Source organism: Oxalobacteraceae bacterium OTU3CINTB1 (assembly GCA_024123955.1).
Lineage (GTDB): Bacteria > Pseudomonadota > Gammaproteobacteria > Burkholderiales > Burkholderiaceae_D > Rugamonas.
On the sequence record CP099652.1, the window covers coordinates 6,396,931 to 6,415,242 of the forward strand.

The 18,312-nt window shown below is 64.9% G+C and carries 18 protein-coding genes; 4 read left to right on the forward strand and 14 right to left on the reverse strand.

Annotated features, from left to right (window positions below):
* Window positions 1-125 precede the first annotated feature (125 nt).
* Window positions 126-2,375, forward strand: coding sequence for a M4 family metallopeptidase (locus NHH73_27845; protein USX26329.1), 2,250 nt, complete (start codon window positions 126-128; stop codon window positions 2,373-2,375).
* Between the two features lie 12 nt (window positions 2,376-2,387).
* Here the strand turns inward: NHH73_27845 and NHH73_27850 are convergent, their stop codons facing one another.
* Entirely contained in the window at window positions 2,388-4,019 is a 1,632-nt protein-coding gene (locus NHH73_27850; protein ID USX26330.1) for an S-layer protein, read from the reverse strand.
* A 163-nt stretch (window positions 4,020-4,182) separates the two neighbouring features.
* Here NHH73_27850 and NHH73_27855 point away from each other — a divergent pair, with 163 nt between their 5' ends.
* Window positions 4,183-5,409: a Xaa-Pro peptidase family protein gene (locus tag NHH73_27855; protein USX26331.1), complete on the forward strand. Its 1,227-nt coding sequence runs from the start codon at window positions 4,183-4,185 to the stop codon at window positions 5,407-5,409.
* Window positions 5,410-5,417: 8 nt separating this feature from the next.
* Complete coding sequence (locus NHH73_27860) at window positions 5,418-5,648, forward strand: hypothetical protein (protein ID USX26332.1); 231 nt, start codon at window positions 5,418-5,420, stop codon at window positions 5,646-5,648.
* A 92-nt stretch (window positions 5,649-5,740) separates the two neighbouring features.
* Here NHH73_27860 and NHH73_27865 read toward each other — a convergent pair whose 3' ends face one another.
* The 12 genes from NHH73_27865 to paaA all read right to left on the reverse strand — a co-directional run bounded on the left by NHH73_27865 (window position 5,741) and on the right by paaA (window position 16,865).
* Window positions 5,741-6,172 carry a hypothetical protein gene (locus NHH73_27865; GenBank protein ID USX26333.1) on the reverse strand — a complete coding sequence of 144 codons (432 nt, stop codon included), beginning with the start codon at window positions 6,170-6,172 and terminating at the stop codon, window positions 5,741-5,743.
* Between the two features lie 71 nt (window positions 6,173-6,243).
* Window positions 6,244-8,307: a phenylacetic acid degradation bifunctional protein PaaZ gene (paaZ, locus tag NHH73_27870; protein ID USX26334.1), complete on the reverse strand. Its 2,064-nt coding sequence runs from the start codon at window positions 8,305-8,307 to the stop codon at window positions 6,244-6,246.
* A gap of 16 nt (window positions 8,308-8,323) precedes the next feature.
* Window positions 8,324-8,935 carry a phenylacetic acid degradation protein PaaY gene (gene paaY / locus NHH73_27875; protein USX26335.1) on the reverse strand — a complete coding sequence of 204 codons (612 nt, stop codon included), beginning with the start codon at window positions 8,933-8,935 and terminating at the stop codon, window positions 8,324-8,326.
* Window positions 8,936-8,944: 9 nt separating this feature from the next.
* Window positions 8,945-10,270 carry a phenylacetate--CoA ligase gene (gene paaF, locus NHH73_27880; GenBank protein USX26336.1) on the reverse strand — a complete coding sequence of 442 codons (1,326 nt, stop codon included), beginning with the start codon at window positions 10,268-10,270 and terminating at the stop codon, window positions 8,945-8,947.
* A 17-nt stretch (window positions 10,271-10,287) separates the two neighbouring features.
* Entirely contained in the window at window positions 10,288-10,716 is a 429-nt protein-coding gene (paaI, locus tag NHH73_27885; protein ID USX26337.1) for a hydroxyphenylacetyl-CoA thioesterase PaaI, read from the reverse strand.
* Entirely contained in the window at window positions 10,709-12,301 is a 1,593-nt protein-coding gene (gene paaC / locus NHH73_27890) for a 3-hydroxyacyl-CoA dehydrogenase PaaC (protein ID USX26338.1), read from the reverse strand. Before paaC (NHH73_27890) ends, paaI begins: the two co-directional genes overlap by 8 nt.
* A gap of 2 nt (window positions 12,302-12,303) precedes the next feature.
* Window positions 12,304-13,095 (reverse strand): 2-(1,2-epoxy-1,2-dihydrophenyl)acetyl-CoA isomerase PaaG, encoded by a 792-nt coding sequence (gene paaG / locus NHH73_27895; GenBank protein USX26339.1) that lies wholly within the window; start codon window positions 13,093-13,095, stop codon window positions 12,304-12,306.
* Window positions 13,096-13,107: 12 nt separating this feature from the next.
* Window positions 13,108-14,187 carry a phenylacetate-CoA oxygenase/reductase subunit PaaK gene (gene paaK / locus NHH73_27900; protein USX26340.1) on the reverse strand — a complete coding sequence of 360 codons (1,080 nt, stop codon included), beginning with the start codon at window positions 14,185-14,187 and terminating at the stop codon, window positions 13,108-13,110.
* A 5-nt stretch (window positions 14,188-14,192) separates the two neighbouring features.
* A complete protein-coding gene (paaJ, locus tag NHH73_27905; GenBank protein ID USX26341.1) occupies window positions 14,193-14,750 on the reverse strand; it encodes a phenylacetate-CoA oxygenase subunit PaaJ in 558 nt (185 codons plus the stop codon).
* A 10-nt stretch (window positions 14,751-14,760) separates the two neighbouring features.
* Window positions 14,761-15,513 (reverse strand): phenylacetate-CoA oxygenase subunit PaaC, encoded by a 753-nt coding sequence (gene paaC, locus NHH73_27910; GenBank protein ID USX26342.1) that lies wholly within the window; start codon window positions 15,511-15,513, stop codon window positions 14,761-14,763.
* A gap of 12 nt (window positions 15,514-15,525) precedes the next feature.
* Window positions 15,526-15,810, reverse strand: a complete 285-nt coding sequence (paaB, locus tag NHH73_27915) for a 1,2-phenylacetyl-CoA epoxidase subunit B (protein ID USX26343.1) — start codon at window positions 15,808-15,810, stop codon at window positions 15,526-15,528.
* Between the two features lie 71 nt (window positions 15,811-15,881).
* Window positions 15,882-16,865, reverse strand: a complete 984-nt coding sequence (paaA, locus tag NHH73_27920; protein ID USX26344.1) for a 1,2-phenylacetyl-CoA epoxidase subunit A — start codon at window positions 16,863-16,865, stop codon at window positions 15,882-15,884.
* A gap of 182 nt (window positions 16,866-17,047) precedes the next feature.
* On the opposite strand from paaA, the gene paaX reads away from it, so the two are divergent.
* Window positions 17,048-17,977 carry a phenylacetic acid degradation operon negative regulatory protein PaaX gene (gene paaX, locus NHH73_27925; protein USX26345.1) on the forward strand — a complete coding sequence of 310 codons (930 nt, stop codon included), beginning with the start codon at window positions 17,048-17,050 and terminating at the stop codon, window positions 17,975-17,977.
* Window positions 17,978-17,985: 8 nt separating this feature from the next.
* On the opposite strand, the gene NHH73_27930 is transcribed toward paaX, so the two are convergent.
* Complete coding sequence (locus NHH73_27930) at window positions 17,986-18,222, reverse strand: DUF4160 domain-containing protein (GenBank protein USX26346.1); 237 nt, start codon at window positions 18,220-18,222, stop codon at window positions 17,986-17,988.
* Between the last annotated feature and the right edge of the window lie 90 nt (window positions 18,223-18,312).

The following is an 18,312-nucleotide window of genomic DNA, read 5'->3' on the forward strand; positions in this document are numbered from 1 at the left end:
GCATAATTCATAATGTTTTGATCCAGGACATGACGTCACGCTGGCGCACGATCTAGCGTGGCTCATCCGCCTTGGCGGACACGGCGCCCCCGGTCGGAGGCCGCCGGAACGGATTGGAGGACGTTATGAACCTGCACACGCCTGTTTTCGCAGCATGCATCGCCACGGCCGCCATGGCCGCGGCCAACACCGCGCTGGCGCAAGCGCCTGTCCGCATGATGGCCGCGCCGGTCGCGCCGCCGTCGCCGCAGGAGGGCGCCGGCCTGGTGTCGAAACTGACGGCGCTCGAGCGCTCGCGCGGCATCAGCGGCGACTACAGCTTCCGCATCGGCGCGGTCCATCCCGGCGTCGCCGGCCAGAAGATCACGCGCGCGCAGCATACCTTCAAGGGCTTGCGGGTGTTCGGCTCCGAGTCGGTGGTGGTGACCAACAACGCCGGCGACATCGTCAGCTCCTCGGTGTCGGACCGCCGTCCCGGCCTGTCCCCCAGCGCGGCCGCCGCGCCGGTGGACATGACACCGGCCCTGACGGCCGAACAAGCCATCGACGTCGCCGTCAAATCGGTCTCGCCGCGCGGCGTGCACCGCTGGACGCCCGGCGCCGAACTGCTGCTCTATCCGATCATGAAAACGGTGCGCGTGGCCTCGGCGGCCAGCAAATCCGAGGCCGAGCTCAATGCGCTCGATGTGCAGGAAGTGGTCGAGCGCCACGAGCTGGCCTACTATGTGCGCACACGCATGGCGCAGGACGGCAAGCCGTTCTACTACGACACCATGGTCAACGCCAGGACCGGCGCGATCATCGCCCAATGGCAGGCGCTGCAAACGGCCATCGGCCAGGGCAAGAGCCAGTACAACGGCGTGGTGCCGATCAGTACCTCGCAATCGGGCGGCGCCTTCCAGATGCTCGACCCGACGCGCGGCACCGGCGGCAAATTCGGCGGCATGGCCATCACCAACGCCAATCACAGCTCGTCCAACAATCCCAACCCCGGCAGCATCTACACCAACAGCACCAACAACTGGGGCGACGGCCAGCAATACAACGGCGGCAGCACCACCGACGCCAACGGCCAGACGGCGGCCGTCAACGCGTTGTGGGGTCTGATGAACACCTACGACACCAACAAGAACGTGCTGGGATGGCAGTCGCTCGACGGGAACAACACTGCCACCTACATCGCCGTCCACGTCGACAAGAACTACGACAACGCCTTCTACGACGACAGCTGCAAGTGCATGTACATCGGCGACGGCTCGTTCTTCAACCACCTGGGATCGATCGACGTGATCGGCCACGAAATGTCGCACGGGGTCACCGCGTCCACGGCGGACCTGATCTACTCGGGCGAGTCGGGCGGCTTGAACGAATCGAATTCCGACATCGGCGGCGACATGGTGGAAGCCTACGCGCGCGCAGGCGGCACCGGCAACGTGGTGCCGGCGGCCGGCAACGACTGGGTGACCGGCAAGGAGATCAGCAAGAGCGGCGAGCCACTGCGCTACATGTATAAGCCCAGCAAGGACGGCAGCAGCCCGGACGCGTGGAGCACCTCACTCAAAAACCTGGACGTCCACTATTCGAGCGGTCCGAATAACCGCATGTTCTACTTCCTGTCGCAGGGATCGAACGCCGATCCGGCCGACGACCATTACAGTAAATACCTTGTCAAGAAGCCGGCGGCGATGAGCGGCATCGGCAACGACAAGGCCTATCGCATCTGGTTCAAGGCGCTGACCACCAAGTTCACGTCGTCGACCAACTATGCGGATGCCCGCAACAAGGTACTGGCGTCGGCGCAGGAACTGTACGGGGCCGACTCCAGGGAAGCCATCGCCGTCAAGCGCGCCTATGCGGCCATCAACGTCGGCACCGATATCGACGAGGAAGGTGGCGGCGGCGGCGGGGACGCCACCGAGCTTGCGGTCAACGGCGGCTTCGAAGACGGGACCACCGGCTGGCGCGGCACCACCAGCACCATCGGCAGCCTGTCCGGTCAAACCGCGTACGAAGGCACCCGCTTTGCCTGGATGGGCGGCAAGGGACGGCGCACCAGCCAAACGCTGAGCCAGGCGGTGACGATACCGGCGCAAGCGACCAGCGCGGAGCTGAGCTTCGCGCTGCACGTCGACAGCGCCGACACCGGCGGCACCGCGCACGATACGCTGGTGGTCACGGTGCGCGGCAACCTGGGGCGGGTGCTGCGCACCCTGGCCACCTACTCCAACGTCGATGCAGCCGACGGCTACAAGGTCCGTACCTTCGATCTCAGTGAGTTCAAGGGCAAGCAGGTGACGCTGCACTTCGCGATGCGCGAGGACACATCGCTGAAGACCTCCTTCGTCGTCGACCAGGTCAGCCTGCTCGCCAGATAAAACCCAACCGGATTAGCGCAGCGTGACGAACACCGGGTTCGAATAGAACCACAGGCTGCGGTAGTTACGGTCGTTGATGTCGTTGAAACGCTGGGTGTTGTCGGTGGTGCCGGTGCGCTGGTCGGCCAACGGCTCGCCACCCTGCGTCAGGCCGGCGACATCGGTGCCGAGATTGGTGCCGCGCAGGCGGTAGTATTGGTTCTTGGTGGCGGTGGTCTCGTAGCTGATGGTGAAGTAGCCATCGGCGTCGACCTTCCAGTCGGCGCTGGTGAAGCGTTTGACCACCTTGGCGCTGGCGTTGGTGGCCACGCTGTAGGCCGCGCTGCCCTGCGCCGCTTTGGGTCCGACATCGCCGACGATCAGGTCGACGTGGTCGACCACCGGTTTGACGTTGGCGGCGGTGCCGCTGTCGACCGGCTTCTCGTAGTTGTTCTTCGCGGGGGTCTTGAAGCGGATCGTAACAACCACCTTTTCGCCGCTGGCGACCTTGATCTCTCCGCCCATCTCCTTGCGATCGTCCTTGCTGGCCAGGTTGAAGTCCAGCGCGTTGATCAGATCACCGTAGACCGAGAACATTTTGCCCGAGCGCAGACCTTGCAGCAGGTCCTTCATGGCCGGCGCGCCCTGGGCGGCGTTGAACACATAGTTCTTCGCGTACTCGCCGGGGAAGTAGCCGCTGCTGTTGCCGTTGACGATCTTGAAGTGGGTGTCGGAATCGGTCAGGTTCCAGACGCGGCGTCCCTCGCCCAACAGCGCGTCCCACACGCCGCCGACCTTGGCCACGACGTAATCGACGCCGCCATACGCGCGCAGCGGCGCGTTTTCAGGCGTGTAGGCAGCGGTGTAGCCGCCACGATCCGGCTCCATCTGGTTGCCGACCATGCCTTCGATCGCGAACATGATGTTGGGCGCGATGTCGTTGAAGCGGCGGAAGTCGTCGACCGTGTAGCTGCCCTTGTTGCGCGACGGGTGGTTGATGACCGCGTAGCTGGTGTCCGGGTAGTTGTCCTTCAACCAGCTGATCGCCTTGAGCGCGTCGTCAGCGGTCTTGTTGTAGCGGGTTTCGCCGTACCTGGCCTTCCACGCGGCGACATCGGCGGCGTCGAACATGGCCGGATCGCGGGTAGTGAACAGATACTCGAATTCTTTCATGCCCTTGGTGCTGGTGGTCAGCTTATCGGTGCCCTGGAACAGGCCGACGCCGATATGGTCATGGGTCGGCATATCCCACTCGAAGCCGCTGAAAATCAGCTTGTCGGCATAGGTGCCGGCAGCCTGCAAGGCCTGCACGCGCGGGATCTCGTAGCGCTCCGCGCCGATCGACATCGGGATCGAGGTATCGAGTGTCGCGCCCTTCTCGTCGCGCGTCGATACGCGCAAGTGGTTGGACACCGCCATCCAGTCCAGGCCAAACGTGGTGAAGGCCTTGCCCAGCACCTTGTCGAGCGTCTGGCTGACATCCGCGTCGGCCGACTGCGTGGTGTGGGTGTGCAGATCGCCGGCGATCCAGCGGCCGCTCGGCAACGGCGGCACGTTGCTGCCGACCGGCTGGTCGCCACCGCCACAGGCGACGGCCGCGACGACGATTGCGACGGCCGTCGGAATCAGCAGGAGACGGGTGGAGAAGGATGTATTGCGCTGCATGCTATTGTCCTGAAAGTGAGTGCGGAGAAGCCGGCACACTAGCATTTGCGTGTGACGGCACGATGACCGGACGGCAAGCGCCGCGCGCAAAACTGCTATCATCGGGGGCTGTCGCGCACCGGTTGCGCGCGCGTTCGAAAACTCAAACAGGGATGTTAAAAAAATGACTATTGGCGGAAAGACCATAGAGCAGGCTTTGTCGACGTTATCCGATATGACCGCGGGCGCGGTCCCGATCGGCAAGGAGGAGCATCTGCAGCGCGTCGAACGCGCCCAGGCCTTCATGCGCCAGCAGGGTATCGCCGCGATCTATGTCAACGCCGGCGCCAACATGACCTACTTCACCGGCACCAAGTGGCATGCCAGCGAACGTATGGTCGGCGCGATCATCCCGGCCAGCGGCGCCGTCGAGTACATCGCCCCGGCGTTCGAGGAAAGCACGCTGAAGGACTTCATGCTGGTCGAAGGCCCGGTCAACTGCTGGCAGGAGCATGAAAGCCCGTACCAGCTGTTCGTCGATACGCTCAAGCGCATGGGCATCGCGCCCGCCGCCGGTGCGGCCGCGCCGCGCGTGGGCATTTGCGAAAGCGCCGCCTTCTTCATCTACGACGGCATCCGTCCACTGGCCGACGGCTACGCGCTGGAAAACGCCAGCACCGTGACGGCGCACTGCCGCACCCGCAAATCGGCCAACGAGATCGCCCTGATGCAGCGCGCCAAGGACATGACGATGGCGGTGCACGTGGCCGCCGCCAGCATTCTGCGCGAGGGCATCACCACCGTCGAAGTGGAGCAGTTCATCGACCGCGCGCACCGCAAGGTCGGCGCGTCGGGTTCGTATTTCGTCATCGTGCTGTTCGGCGAGGCGACCGCGTATCCGCATGGCGTGAGCTACGTGCAGACGCTCAAGCCGGGCGACACGGTGTTGATCGATACCGGCTGCAAGCTGCATAACTACATCTCCGACATCACCCGCACCTATGTGTACGGCGAGATCAGCGAGCGTCAGCGTTCGGTGTGGAACAGCGAGAAGGCGGCGCAGCTGGCGGCCTTCAACGCGGCGCAACTGGGCGTGCCGTGCGAGGAGGTGGACCAGGCGGCGCGGCGTTCGCTGGAGGCCGACGGTTTCGGTCCCGGCTACAAGCTGCCAGGCCTGCCGCACCGCACCGGTCACGGCATCGGGCTCGATATCCACGAGTGGCCGTATCTGGTCGGCGGCAACAAGACGCCGCTGGACGTCGGCATGTGCTTCTCGAACGAGCCGATGATCTGCATCCCCGGCGAATTCGGCGTGCGCCACGAGGATCATTTCTACATGACCGAAAACGGTCCGAAGTGGTTCACCGAGCCGGCGCACAGCATCGACGATCCCTTCGGCCTGGCGCGTTGAGAGTGGCGATGCAGACTGCGACGCTACTCAGCCTGGCCGCCTCGATCACGTGTGTCGGCCTTTTCACGAAACAGAAGAACTGGGTGCTGGCGGCGGCTTTCGCCTTTTCCTCGATCTACACGATCCTGGACAAGGCGATTTACATCGCGGCGGTGCCGGCGTTTGTCATTCCCTGGTGCGCGTACATTTTTTTCGCATTGGTGGGATACGAGGTGTTCCGAAAGGTCGTCCTCAGCTAATTAAAAACGGGGTCAAGTCTAACATTCGTACACGGGCTGAAGCACTATGCTGCTCAGCTCGTGTACGAATGACAGACTTGACCCCGGAGTTTTTAGGCCTGGATGCGCTTCAGTGCGCGGTGGAAGCGCAGCGGGACGGTGACGGGGAACGCGTTTCCTACCGGCCGGCCGACGATGATCGGGCCGAACATGGCGCGCAGCGGCGAGGCGCTTTTGCGCACGAAGGTGCGGCCTTGCGCCGTTTCCGCCGCCGGGATGTAGCCGAATTGGGCGATCCGGCCCAGGAAGGCGGTGCTGCCCTCGGCCGACACCATGCCGCGTACCGGCAAGTGCTCGATCGCCGCCGATGCGATGTAGCCGGCAAAGCCCAGCAAAACGATCCGCAGCACGCCGACCAGATCCCAGCCGCGCGGCAGCTGCGTCACCACAAACAGACATGCCACCGCCACCGCGATGGTCAGCCAGCTGCGCGGGTTTTCCAGCGGATTGAGAACGATTTTGTGTTGGGTGATGGTGCTCGCCATGACTGCCGCCTGCTTAAAAATAAAGCGCTATTGTGACCGGCGGCGACCAAAAAGGAAAGCACCCTCCCCTATCAAGCGCGCTTCATCACCAGGGTGAGGATGTCGTAACTGGCCACCAGTTCGTCGTTCTGGTTGGTGACCTGCACATCCCACGCGACCACGCCCTGGCCGACGCCCTTGTCGTCGGTGCGGTTGCGGTCGACCTTGCGCTTGCAGGTCAGGCGCGCCCGGATGGTGTCGCCGATGGCCACCGGCGTGATGAAGCGCAGGTTGTCCAGCCCATAGTTTGCCAGCACGGGCCCTGGCGCCGGCGAGACGAACAGGCCGGCCGCCGCCGACAGCACGAAGTAGCCGTGCGCGATGCGCTTGCCGAACTGCGTGTCCTTGGCGGCGATGTCGTCGAAGTGCATGTAGAAATAGTCGCCCGAGACGCCGCCGAAGTTGACGATGTCCGCCTCACTAACGGTACGGCGGTGCGTGAGCAGCGAGTCGCCGATCTTGAGGTCCTCGAAATGCCTGCGGAACGGATGCACTTCGCTCTCCTGCACCCTGGCGCCGCGCACGTACTCGCCGGTCACCGCCGCCAGCATCGTCGGCGAGCCCTGAACCGCCGCGCGTTGCAGGAAGTGGCGCACCGCCCGGATGCCGCCCAGCTCTTCCCCGCCGCCGGCGCGTCCCGGCCCGCCGTGCTTGAGCTGCGGCAGCGGCGAGCCGTGGCCGGTGGAGTCGACCGATGCCTCACGTTCCAGTATCAGCACACGTCCGTGCGAAGCGGCGGCCACCGGCACGGCGTAGGCGGCGATGGCCGGCTCCTTCGTCACCAGGGTCGATACCAGGCTGCCCTTGCCGCGCGCGGCCAGCGCCAGCGCTTCGTCGATGCCGTTGTAGCTGATGATGGTGCTGACCGGGCCGAAGGCTTCGACATCGTGCACGGCGTCGTTGACCATGCCGTCGCGGCACAATAGCAGCGTCGGTGCGAAGAAGGCGCCGTCGGCGACGCCGTCGCCCACCGGCTTGAAGCCATCGCCCTCACCGAACAGCACCTCGTTGCCGCGCGCGAGCATCGCCAGCCGTTCGGCGACGTCGCGCTGCTGGTCCCTGGATGCCAAGGCGCCCATGCGCACGCCTTCGACCGACGGGTCGCCGACGCTGACCTTGGCCAGGCGCTCGCGCAGCCGCGTGCCGACCGCGTCGACCAGGTTCTCCGGGACGATGATGCGGCGGATCGCGGTGCACTTCTGCCCCGCCTTGCCGGTCATCTCGCGCGCCACTTCCTTGACGAACAGGTCGAACTCGGGATCGTCCGGCGTCACGTCCGGCGCCAGGATGGCGCAGTTGAGCGAATCCGCCTCGGCGGTGAATGGTACGGAATGAGCGATCAGGTTGCGGTTGACGCGTAGTTTCGCGGCGGTGTCGGCGGAACCGGTGAAGGTGACCACGTCGGCGCCTCCCAGACGATCCAGCAAATCGCCGGTGCTGCCGATGACCAGCTGCAGCGCCCCTTCCGGCAGTAGTCCGGATTCGTGCATCATCCGCACCACCGCCTCCGTCAAATAGCTGGTGGCGGTGGCCGGCTTGCCGATGCACGGCATCGCCGCCAGGAAGCTGGGGGCGAACTTCTCCAGCAGACCCCAGATCGGGAAGTTGAAGGCGTTGATGTGCACCGCCAGGCCGCCGCGCGGCACCAGGATGTGGGTGCCGGAGAAGCCGCCGTTTTTACCCAGCGCCATGGCAGGGCCTTCGTGCAGCACGTTCGACGACGGCAATTCGCGCCCGCCCATGCTGGCGTAGGCGAACAAGGTGCCGGTGCCGCCTTCGATGTCCACCCAGCTGTCGGCGCGGGTGGCGCCGGTCAGGTGCGAGATCGCGTACAACTCCTCCTTGCGGCCGACCAGGTACAGCGCCAGCGCCTTCAGGCGCGCGGCACGCTGCTGGAAGTCGAGCTTCATCAACGCCGGCACCCCGGTCTTGCGGGCGTAGGTGACGGCTTCGTCGAAGTCGATGCGCTCGGCGTGGGTGTGATAGATCAGCGAGTTGTTCAACGCGCTATGCAGCGGCGTCGAGGCTTCGCGGCCGATCCAGCGGCCGCCGATCAGGCTTTGCAGGGTTGATACCGGGGTTGAAATTCGTGCCATGTGTGTTCTCCGTGATTTACGCCGAGGCGTTCTTGTGCAGGTGCAGCGGCAGCGAGCTTTCCCACTCGATGCGCTTGCGGTCCGCTTCCACTTCGGTCAGCGCGTCGACCTCGCGCATGGTGTGCATGGACCGCACGGCCAGCTCCTGGTATTGGCCGGTGCCGGCGGTCTTCCATTGAATTTCGTCGTCGCGCAGTTCGCGCACCACCTTGGCCGGCGTGCCGACCACCAGGCTGCGGGCAGGCACCTCCATGCCGGCGCGGACGAAGGTCATGGCGGCGACAATGCTGTCGGCGCCAATGACGGCGTTATCCATGATCACGCTGTTCATGCCCACCAACGCGTTGCGGCCGATGCGGCAGCCGTGCAGCACCGCGCCGTGGCCGATATGGCCGTCCTGTTCGACGACGGTGTCGGCGCCGGGGAAGCCATGCATGACGCAGGTGTCCTGCAGATTCGCCCCCTCCTCCAGTATCAGCCGTCCGAAGTCGCCGCGCAGCGCCGCCAGCGGGCCGACGTAGCAGCGCGGCCCGACGATGACGTCGCCGATCAGCACCGCGCTCGGATGCACATAGGCGGTCGGGTGGACCACCGGGGTAACGCCATTGATCTCGTAAACCTTGACCATGTCCGCTCCTCAGGCGCGGTCGCGCGGCCGCTGGTCGACCACGCGGCGCGCCTTGCCGGTCAGCGTGCGCTCGATGCCGTTGGCAGCCATCACCCGCACCTTGGTGGTGACGCCGACGTTGGTTTTGATACGCTGTTCCAGCTCGCGGGCCAGCGCTTCGATTTCGCCGTCCGGCAGGCCGCCCGCTTCGCCGCGCAGTTCGGCCAGCACATCGAGCTTGTCCAGATGGCCGTCGCGGGAAACGATCAGCTGATATTGCGGCGCCAGTTTCGGCATCTTGAGTATCAGTTCCTCGATCTGCGACGGGAAGACGTTGACGCCCCGGATGATCAGCATGTCGTCCGAGCGGCCCGTGATCTTGCCGATGCGGCGCATCGAGCGCGAGGTCGCCGGCAGCAGCCGCGTAAGGTCGCGCGTGCGGTAGCGGATGATCGGCAGCGCCTCCTTGCTCAGCGAAGTAAATACCAGCTCGCCCTCCTCGCCGTCCGGCAGCACCTCTCCCGTTTCGGGATCGATGATCTCCGGATAGAAGTGGTCTTCCCAGATCACCGGGCCATCTTTGCTTTCGATGCATTCGCTGGCGACACCAGGCCCCATGACTTCGGACAGACCATAGATGTCGACCGCGTCGATACCGGCGCGCTGCTCGATCTCGGCGCGCATGGCGTCCGTCCACGGCTCGGCGCCGAAGATGCCGACCTTGAGCGAACTGGCGGCCGGATCGAGGCCCTGGCGCTGGTATTCCTCGATGATGTTCAACATGTACGACGGCGTGACCATGATGATCGACGGTTTGAAGTCCTGGATCAGTTGCACCTGCTTCTCGGTCTGCCCGCCGGACATGGGGATGACCGTGCAGCCAAGCCGCTCGGCGCCATAGTGCGCGCCCAAACCGCCGGTGAACAAGCCGTAGCCGTACGAGATGTGCACCATGTCGCCGCGACGTCCCCCGGCCGCCCGGATCGACCGCGCCACCACGTTCGCCCAGGTGTCGATATCGTTCTGGGTGTAGCCGACCACCGTCGGCTTGCCGGTGGTGCCGCTGGAAGCATGCACCCGCACCACCCGGTCCTGCGGCACGGCGAACATGCCGAACGGGTAGTTTTCGCGCAGCTCCTTCTTGCCGGTGAACGGGAATCTGGCGATATCGGCCAAGGTGCGCAGGTCGTCCGGATGCACGCCGGCGGCGTCGAAGGCGGCGCGGTAGTGCGGGACGTTGTCGTAGGCGTGCTTCAGCGACCACTGCATGCGCTGCAGCTGCAAGGCCTGAAGCTCGTCCTTGCTGGCGCGCTCGATCGGTTCCAGATCGGACGGCTCGGGGATGCGTTGGACCATCGGTGTCTCCTCCGTATTTATATGACTTCGCCGCCGACGCGCAACGACTTACCCCGGAACAGCGCGATCGTCCGGCCTTCCTGGTTAGTGACCTTGACGTCGTAGACGCCGCTCTTGCCGCTCAGCGCCAGCTCCACCGCTTCGGCGGTGAGGACGTCGTGCAGCCTGCCGGGTGCGAGGTAATCGATGGTGCAGGCCGCGCCGACGGTGTTCAGGTTGTAGCTGTTGCAGGCGAAGGCGAACGCGCTGTCTGCCAGCGTGAAGATAAAGCCGCCGTGGCAGCTCTGGTGGCCGTTGAGCATATCGGCGCGTATGATCATCGACATGCTGGCGCGGCCGGGACCGACCGCGTTGATCGTCATCCCCAAGCCCTTCGAGGCGGGATCGCGCGAAAACATGGCGTCGGCGACCTTCTCCGCCAACGACTGCGCCTCAGGTTTATGCATGAAAAGCGCCTCCGCCGGCGTGCTTGCGGCGCAGCAGCGGCGAGACGCGATAGCGGTCCTCCCCGTAGCTGGCGGCCAGGTTGTTCAACACGGTCACGATCTGGCCGATGCCGATCGCGTCCGCCCACGCCAGCGGTCCGCGTGGATAGTTGACGCCCTTCTGCATGGCGATGTCCGCCGCCTCGGCGCTGCACACGCCCTGGTTGACGGCGTCGGCCGCCTCGTTGGCGAGCATGGCGACGCTGCGCATGACGGCCATGCCGGGAACGTCGTCCAGCCGCGTGACGGCAAAGCCGGCGGCCTGGAACAGCCCCACCACCGACTGATAGGCGGCCGACGAGCATTGATCGGCGCAGGTGACGGCAATGCGGGTGGCAGTGGCGTAATCCAGCGCCAGATCGAACAGCACCGTGTCCGGATGCTGGTTGTCGCGCGCCCGCTGGGTGGCGCTGCGGCCGTCAGTCAGATAGACGGCGGCGCCATTGCAGTGAAAGGCGGGCGCGCCGTCCGCACCGGAGGCGTGCCCGCGTGCCTCCGGCGACTGCCGATGGGTGACGGTGATGCCGGCCGCGCGCAGGCGTTCGGCCAGCGCATCGGCCACCATACTGCCCGATACACGCGGCGCACCGGCCTTCGCGCCCTGCTCGACGGTGTAGCTGACGAACTCCGGCACCGGCTGCGCGGCCTCGGTTTGCGGTTGCGGCGAACCAGTGGCGCCATCGCCGTAATGATAAAACCCCCGCCCCGATTTACGGCCCAGATATCCGGCGTTGACCATCTCCTGCTGCAGCACCGACGGCGTAAAGCGCGGATCGTTGAAGTAGGCGCTGAACACCGATTGCGTGACCGAGAAGTTGACGTCATGTCCGATCAGGTCCATCAATTCGAATGGCCCCATGCGGAAGCCGCCCGCTTCGCGCATGACGGCGTCGATGGTGGCGGCATCGGCGGCTTGCTCGTTGAGCAGGCGCCAGCCCTCGGCATAAAACGGCCGCGCGACGCGGTTGACGATGAAGCCGGGCGTCGACTTGGCGTGCACCGGATTCTTGCCCCACGCGGCGGCGGTGTCGCACACGGTTTGCGCGACGGCGGCGCCGGTCGCCAGGCCGCTGATCACCTCGACCAGCGCCATCAACGGCACCGGATTGAAGAAGTGCATGCCCACCAGGCGCTCCGGCTTGCGCAATTTGGCGGCAATGGCGGTGACCGAGATCGATGACGTGTTGGTGGCGAGGATGCAGTCGTCGGCGACGAGCGCTTCCAGCTCCGCGAACAAGCCGCGTTTGGCGTCGAGGTTCTCGACGATGGCCTCCACCACCAGGCCCGCGCCGGCCACGTCGTCGAGCGTGACGGCGGCCCGCAAGCGGGCGATGGCCGCCGCGGCTTCAACTGCGCTCATGCGCTCCTTCGCCACCAGCTTGTTGAACACCAGCGCGATATCGGAAATGGCCTTGGCCACCGCTTCGGGGCGGGTATCGTACAACTTGACGGTGTAGCCGGCGACGGCGGCCACCTGCGCGATACCGGCGCCCATCGCGCCGCTGCCGATGACGGCGACCAGACGGTCCTTGCTCAAAGCTGCCATGCTTATTTCCCCTGGAATTGCGGTGCGCGTTTTTCCATGAAGGCGGCGACGCCCTCGCGGTAGTCCTCGGTGCGACCCAGTTCGCTCATCATGCCGCATTCGAGCGCCAGCTGCTGCTGCAAGGTGTTGTGCGGGCTGGCGTACAGCGCCTGCTTGGTGAAGGCCAGGCCCTTGGTCGGCGCGGTGGCGAAATGGCGCGCCATGGCCATTGTTTCGGCGGCCAGGTCCTCGTCCGGCACCGCCTTCCAGATCAGGCCCCAGGCCTCGGCCTTTTCGGCGCTGAGTTTTTCGCCCAGCATGGTCAGGCCCATGGCGCGGGCGCTGCCGATCAGGCGTGGCAAGAAGTAGGTGCCGCCGGTGTCGGGAATCAGGCCAAGTTTGCAGAACACCTCGACAAACGATGCCGACTTGGCGGCGAGGACGATGTCGCACGCCAGCGCGAGGTTGGCGCCAGCGCCGGCCGCCACGCCGTTGACGGCGCAGATGACGGGCATCGGCAAGCCGCGCAGCGCCAGCACCAGCGGCGCGTAGTTCTTTTCGACCGAGTCGCCCAAATCGACGGCGCGCGCGCCCGGCTCCACCGCGCGGTCGGACAAGTCCTGGCCGGCGCAGAAACCGCGCCCGGCGCCGGTGAGGATCAACACGCGCACGCTCTTGTCGGTGCCGACTTTGTGGACGGCGTGGCGCACCTCGTCGTGCATCGCCTGCGTGAAGCTGTTCAGTTTATCGGGACGGTTCAGCGTGAGCTGGGCGATGCCGTCGGTGATCTCAAAAAGGATGTTCTCGTAGTTCATGGCGTCTCCGTGTTATTCGGCCTGGTCGAAGTCGATGACGACCTTGTCGGTGATGGGGAAGCTCTGGCAGCTGAGGACATAGCCGCGCGCGATTTCGTAGTCCTCCAGCGCGTAGTTGACGTCCATGTCGACTTTACCTTCGAGCAGTTTGCAGCGGCAGGTGGAGCACACGCCGCCCTTGCAGGAATAGCGCATGTCGATGCCGGCGCGCAGGCCGGCGTCGAGCAGCGACTCCTTGTCCTGGTCCATGGTGAAGCTGCTGGCGCTGCCGTCCATGATGACGGTGACTTCGGTTTCGTGGCGCGCCGCTGCTGGATCGAGCGCGCGTGGCTTGTGCTGGTGTTTGGGGATGCTGGCGGCGAACAATTCGATCTTGATGTCCGACTTCGGCATGCCCGCTTCCTGGAGCGCTTCGGACACGCCCAGCATCATGTCTTCCGGGCCGCAGATGAAGGCGACGTCGATGTCTTCCACACGCACCCAGTGCCGCAAAAACTGCGCGCATTTGTCCTTGGTGATGCGGCCGTTGAACAATTCGATGTCCTGCTGCTCGCGGCTCATGACGTAGGCCAGCTTCAGGCGGTCCATATAAGTGTCTTTGAGGTCCGACAGCTCGTCCTTGAAGATCACCGACGACGAGGCGCGGTTGCCGTAGAAGAGCGTGAAGCGGCTGTGCGGTTCGGCCGCCAGCGTGGTCTTGATGATCGACAGGATCGGCGTAATGCCGCTGCCGGCGGCGAAGGCCAGGTAGTGCTTGTGGTTGGCGGCGTCCAGCGGCACGTTGAAGTGGCCCATCGGCGGCATGACGTCGAGCGTCGAACCGGGTTTGATCGACTCGTTGGCCCAGCTGGAGAACAGACCGCCCTGCGTGCGTTTGATGGCCACGCGCAGCGCGCCCTCGTGGACGGCCGAGCAAATCGAGTACGAGCGGCGCACGTCCTCGTCTCCGATGATGGCGCGCAGGGTCAGGTGCTGCCCTTGCTGGAAGCGGAAGCTGTCCCGCAGCTCGGGCGGCACGGCAAAGGTGACGGCGATGGTGTCGCGCGTTTCGTTGCGCACTTGCGAGACGGTCAACGGATGGAATTTGCTCATGGTCGTTAATGGCACTTGAAGTAGTCGAAAGGCTCGCGGCAGTCCAGGCATTTGTACAACGCCTTGCAGGGCGTGGAGCCGAACTGGCTGGTGATCCCGGTGTGGGAAGAGCCGCAATTGGGGCAGACGATGGCGACGCGCGGTTGCGGGCGGCGCGAAATGGCCGCCAGCGCGCCGCCGCGCGTGCCACCTCGCAGGCCGCTGATGTCGATCACCTGTTCGGCGGGCGGCGCGATGCCGTAGCCCGACAACTTGGCCTTGCCCTCCTCGCTCATCCAATCGGTGGTCCAGGCGGGCGACAGCTGGTTTTGCAGCCGCACATCCACGACGCCATGCCCGTGCAGCGCCTCGGTAATGGCGTCAGCGATGACCTGCATCGCCGGGCAGCCGGAATAGGTAGGCGTGATGGTGACCGTGCAGGCGCCATCGTCGAGACGCACGTCGCGCACGATGCCCAGGTCGACGATCGAGATGACCGGGATTTCGGGATCGGACACCTCGGCCAACCAGGACCAAACCTGGGCTGCGCTCAACGCGGGAGCTTCTAAAACGGCGGCTGTCATCTCGCTACTCCTACCACTCGGCGCCGGGATAGGCGCGCTGCAGGAACTGCATCTCGGCCAGGATGTAGCCCAGATGCTCGGTGTGGCGCCCCTGCTTGCCGCCCTTTTGCATCCAGGCGTCGGCAGGTGGCATGGTCAAGGTGGCCTCGGCGAAGATCTCGGCCACGTGGGCCAGCCACTGCGCACGCAGTTCGTCGGCCGGTGGCGCGATGCCCTCGTCCACCATCGCGTTGTCGATGGCGTCGTAGGCGAACACTTCGCCGCTGTACATCCACAACTCGTCGGCGGCGGTCTGCGTGCGCGCGTGCGCCAGCTCGGTGCTGTCGCCCAGGCGCACGATCAAGTCGCCGCTGCGGCGCAGGTGATACGTCACCTCCTTGAGCGACTTCTCGGCGATGGCGGCGATGCGCGGGTCGGCGCTGCGCGTCAGCCCTTCGATCAGGAAGTAGTGCCAGGTGTCGAAGTAAAACTGCCGCATCATGGTGTCGGCATAATTACCGTTCGGCTGTTCCAGCAGCAGGCAGTTCTTGAAGTCGTGGGCGTCGCGGTGGTAGGCCAGCTTGTCCTCATCGCGGCCGGCGCCTTCCAGTTCGGCGGCGTATTCGTACCACAGGCGGGTCTGGCCGAGCAGGTCGAGCGCGACGTTGGTCAGCGCCATGTCCTCCTCCAGCGCCGGGCCTTTGCCGCACAGCTGCGACAGCTGCTGGCTCAGAATCAGCGCGTTGTCGCCCAGGCGCAGCACGTAATTGACTTTGTTATCCACGATGCGCTCCGCTTACAGGTTCTTGACTTCGGCCGGCATCGAGAAGAAGGTCGGGTGGCGATAGACCTTGCTGTTAGCCGGCTCGAACAGCGCGCCCTTGTCGCTTGGGCTGCTGGCGACGATGTCGGCGGCGCGCACCACCCAGATGCTGACGCCTTCATTGCGGCGCGTGTAGACATCGCGCGCGTTGTTGACAGCCATTTCGGCGTCCGGGGCGTGCAGGCTGCCGACGTGCTTGTGCGCCAGGCCATGCTGGCTGCGGATGAATACTTCCCACAGGGGCCATTCTTTGCTCATGCTTTGCTCCTATTTATTCTAGTGGCGGCGCTTGGCGGATTACGCTTCGCTAATCCGCCCTACAAAATCACTCAGGCGGCTTTTGCTGCCTGTTTGTCGGCGTGGACGACCAGGGCCTCGCGGAACCATGCGCCGTCTTCCCAGGCTTTCACTCGCGTGCGCAGGCGTTCGCGGTTGCACGGGCCATTGCCCTTCAAGACGTTGTGGAATTCGCTCCAGTCGATGGCGCCGAATTCGTAATGGCCAGTCTCCGCGTTGAATTTCAGGTCAGGGTCGGGCACCGTCAGGCCGAGGAACTCCGCCTGCGGGACGGTCTGGTCGACCATGCGCTGGCGCAGTTCGTCGTTGGAGAACAGCTTGATGCGCCACTGCGCCGATTGCGCGCTGTTGACCGATTCGGCGTCCGAAGGGCCGAACATCATCAGCGACGGCCACCACCAGCGATTGAGCGCATCCTGCGCCATCGCCTTTTGCTCCGGCGTGCCGCGCGCCAGCGACATCATGATGTCGTAGCCCTGGCGGGCGTGGAACGACTCCTCCTTGCAGACGCGGATCATGGCGCGCGCATACGGCCCGTACGAGCAGCGGCAAAGCGGGATCTGGTTGATGATGGCCGAGCCGTCCACCAGCCAGCCGATGGCGCCCATGTCGGCCCACGACAAGGTCGGGTAGTTGAAGATGCTGGAATATTTGGCTTTGCCGCTGTGCAGGGCCGCCAGCAATTCGTCACGCGACACGCCCAAGGTTTCCGCGGCGCTGTACAGATACAGGCCGTGACCCGCCTCGTCCTGGATCTTGGCCAGCAGGATGGACTTGCGCTTCAGGGTCGGCGCGCGCGTGACCCAGTTCCCCTCCGGCAGCTGGCCGACGATCTCCGAATGCGCATGCTGCGAGATCTGACGGATCAGCGTTTTGCGGTAGGCGTCCGGCATCCAGTCCTTGGCCTCGATCTTGACGCCGTCGTCGATGCGGGCCTGGAAGGCGCGCTCGTCGGCGGCCATGTCGTCGGCCGTGCGTACGGTGCTCTGGCCGGTTTCCACCATTTGTGCGTACATAGCTGTCTCCTCGTGTCACGCCATATTACGATACACAATCTGATTTTGCTACGACTTTTTTGAATCATATTAAAATAGAGTATCCCAAGAGAAAGAAGCCACAAGCGGGCGACAAATAAATGCTGCGCCGCAGTCGAGGCAAAGTAAACTATTGTTTCCATGTACAGAACCGACGTTTGCCTATGAATTATTCCGAATGGATAGCGGATTGCCTCGCCGGCGATCCGCCGCGCTCGAAGTCGCTGGTGGTGACCATCTTCGGCGACGCCATCGTCCCGCACGGCGGCATGGTATGGCTGGGCAGCCTGATCGAACTACTGGCGCCGTTCGGCGTCAACGACCGGCTGCTGCGCACCTCCGTGTTCCGGCTGGCGCAGGAGGGCTGGCTCGGCGCCCAGCGCGATGGCCGGCGCAGCTCCTACGCGATCACGCCCGACGCAATGGCGCGCTTCGTGCACGCCTACCGCCGCATCTATGCGCCGCTCAATGTGCATTGGGACGGCAGCTGGACCCTGGTGCTGAACGGCGACGGCGCGCTCAACGCGGCCGAGCGCAGCGCCGTGCGCAAAGAGCTGCTGTGGGAAGGCTACAGCGTGATCGCGCCGGGCATCATGGGGCATCCGGCGGCCGACGGCGGCGCGCTGAACGAGTTGCTCAAGCGGCTAGGCGTGGTCGGGAAGTTGTTCGTGGTGCAAGCCAAATCGATGGAGCACGTCGCCGGCCGGCCGTTGAGCGACCTGGTCGCCAGCGGCTGGGAGGTCAGCGATGTAGCACTGGGCTACGAAGGATTCATAAAGCGCTTCGAGCCCCTGCTGGCCGCGCTGCGCGCGCAAGCCGGCGAGGTAAAACTGACGCCGGAGCAAGCCTTTGTGATCCGCACCCTGCTGATCCACGCATACCGGCGCGTGCAGCTGCACGATCCGCAATTACCGGTGGAAGTATTGCCGACGCCGTGGCCGGGCGCGCTGGCCTACGAGCTGGCGCGCGGCATCTATCAGGCGGTGTACGCGGATGCCGAGCGACATGTCGACGCAGTGTTGCGGCGCGAGGATGACGCCGCGCCCGCCGCCGAGCCGGCGTTCTTCGAGCGGTTTGGCGGCCTGACGCAATAACGTCAGGCCTAACGCAACCACGTGCGCCAGATCTGGCGCATTTGCACCACATGGCCAGCGATGAATTGTTCGGCGTCGCGCAGTTGCAGGTTCGACAGCCCGGTGTGCCACGCCAGCGCGACATCCGGCTCGAGCCAGAACTTGGCCGTGCCGTCCGGGTGCGAGACGTGGATGTGCATGCGCTTGTCGCCCCGCGCGAAAAAATAGTAGCGGAAGTCGTCGGCCTGGAATAGCGGCGGGTTCATGGCGGGCTCCTGGGCGGCGTTGAAGTCACTTCAACTTAGCAAACCAGCCGGGCCCCGGCTTGCGCTGGCGCAGGGCCGCTCCGACCAGCG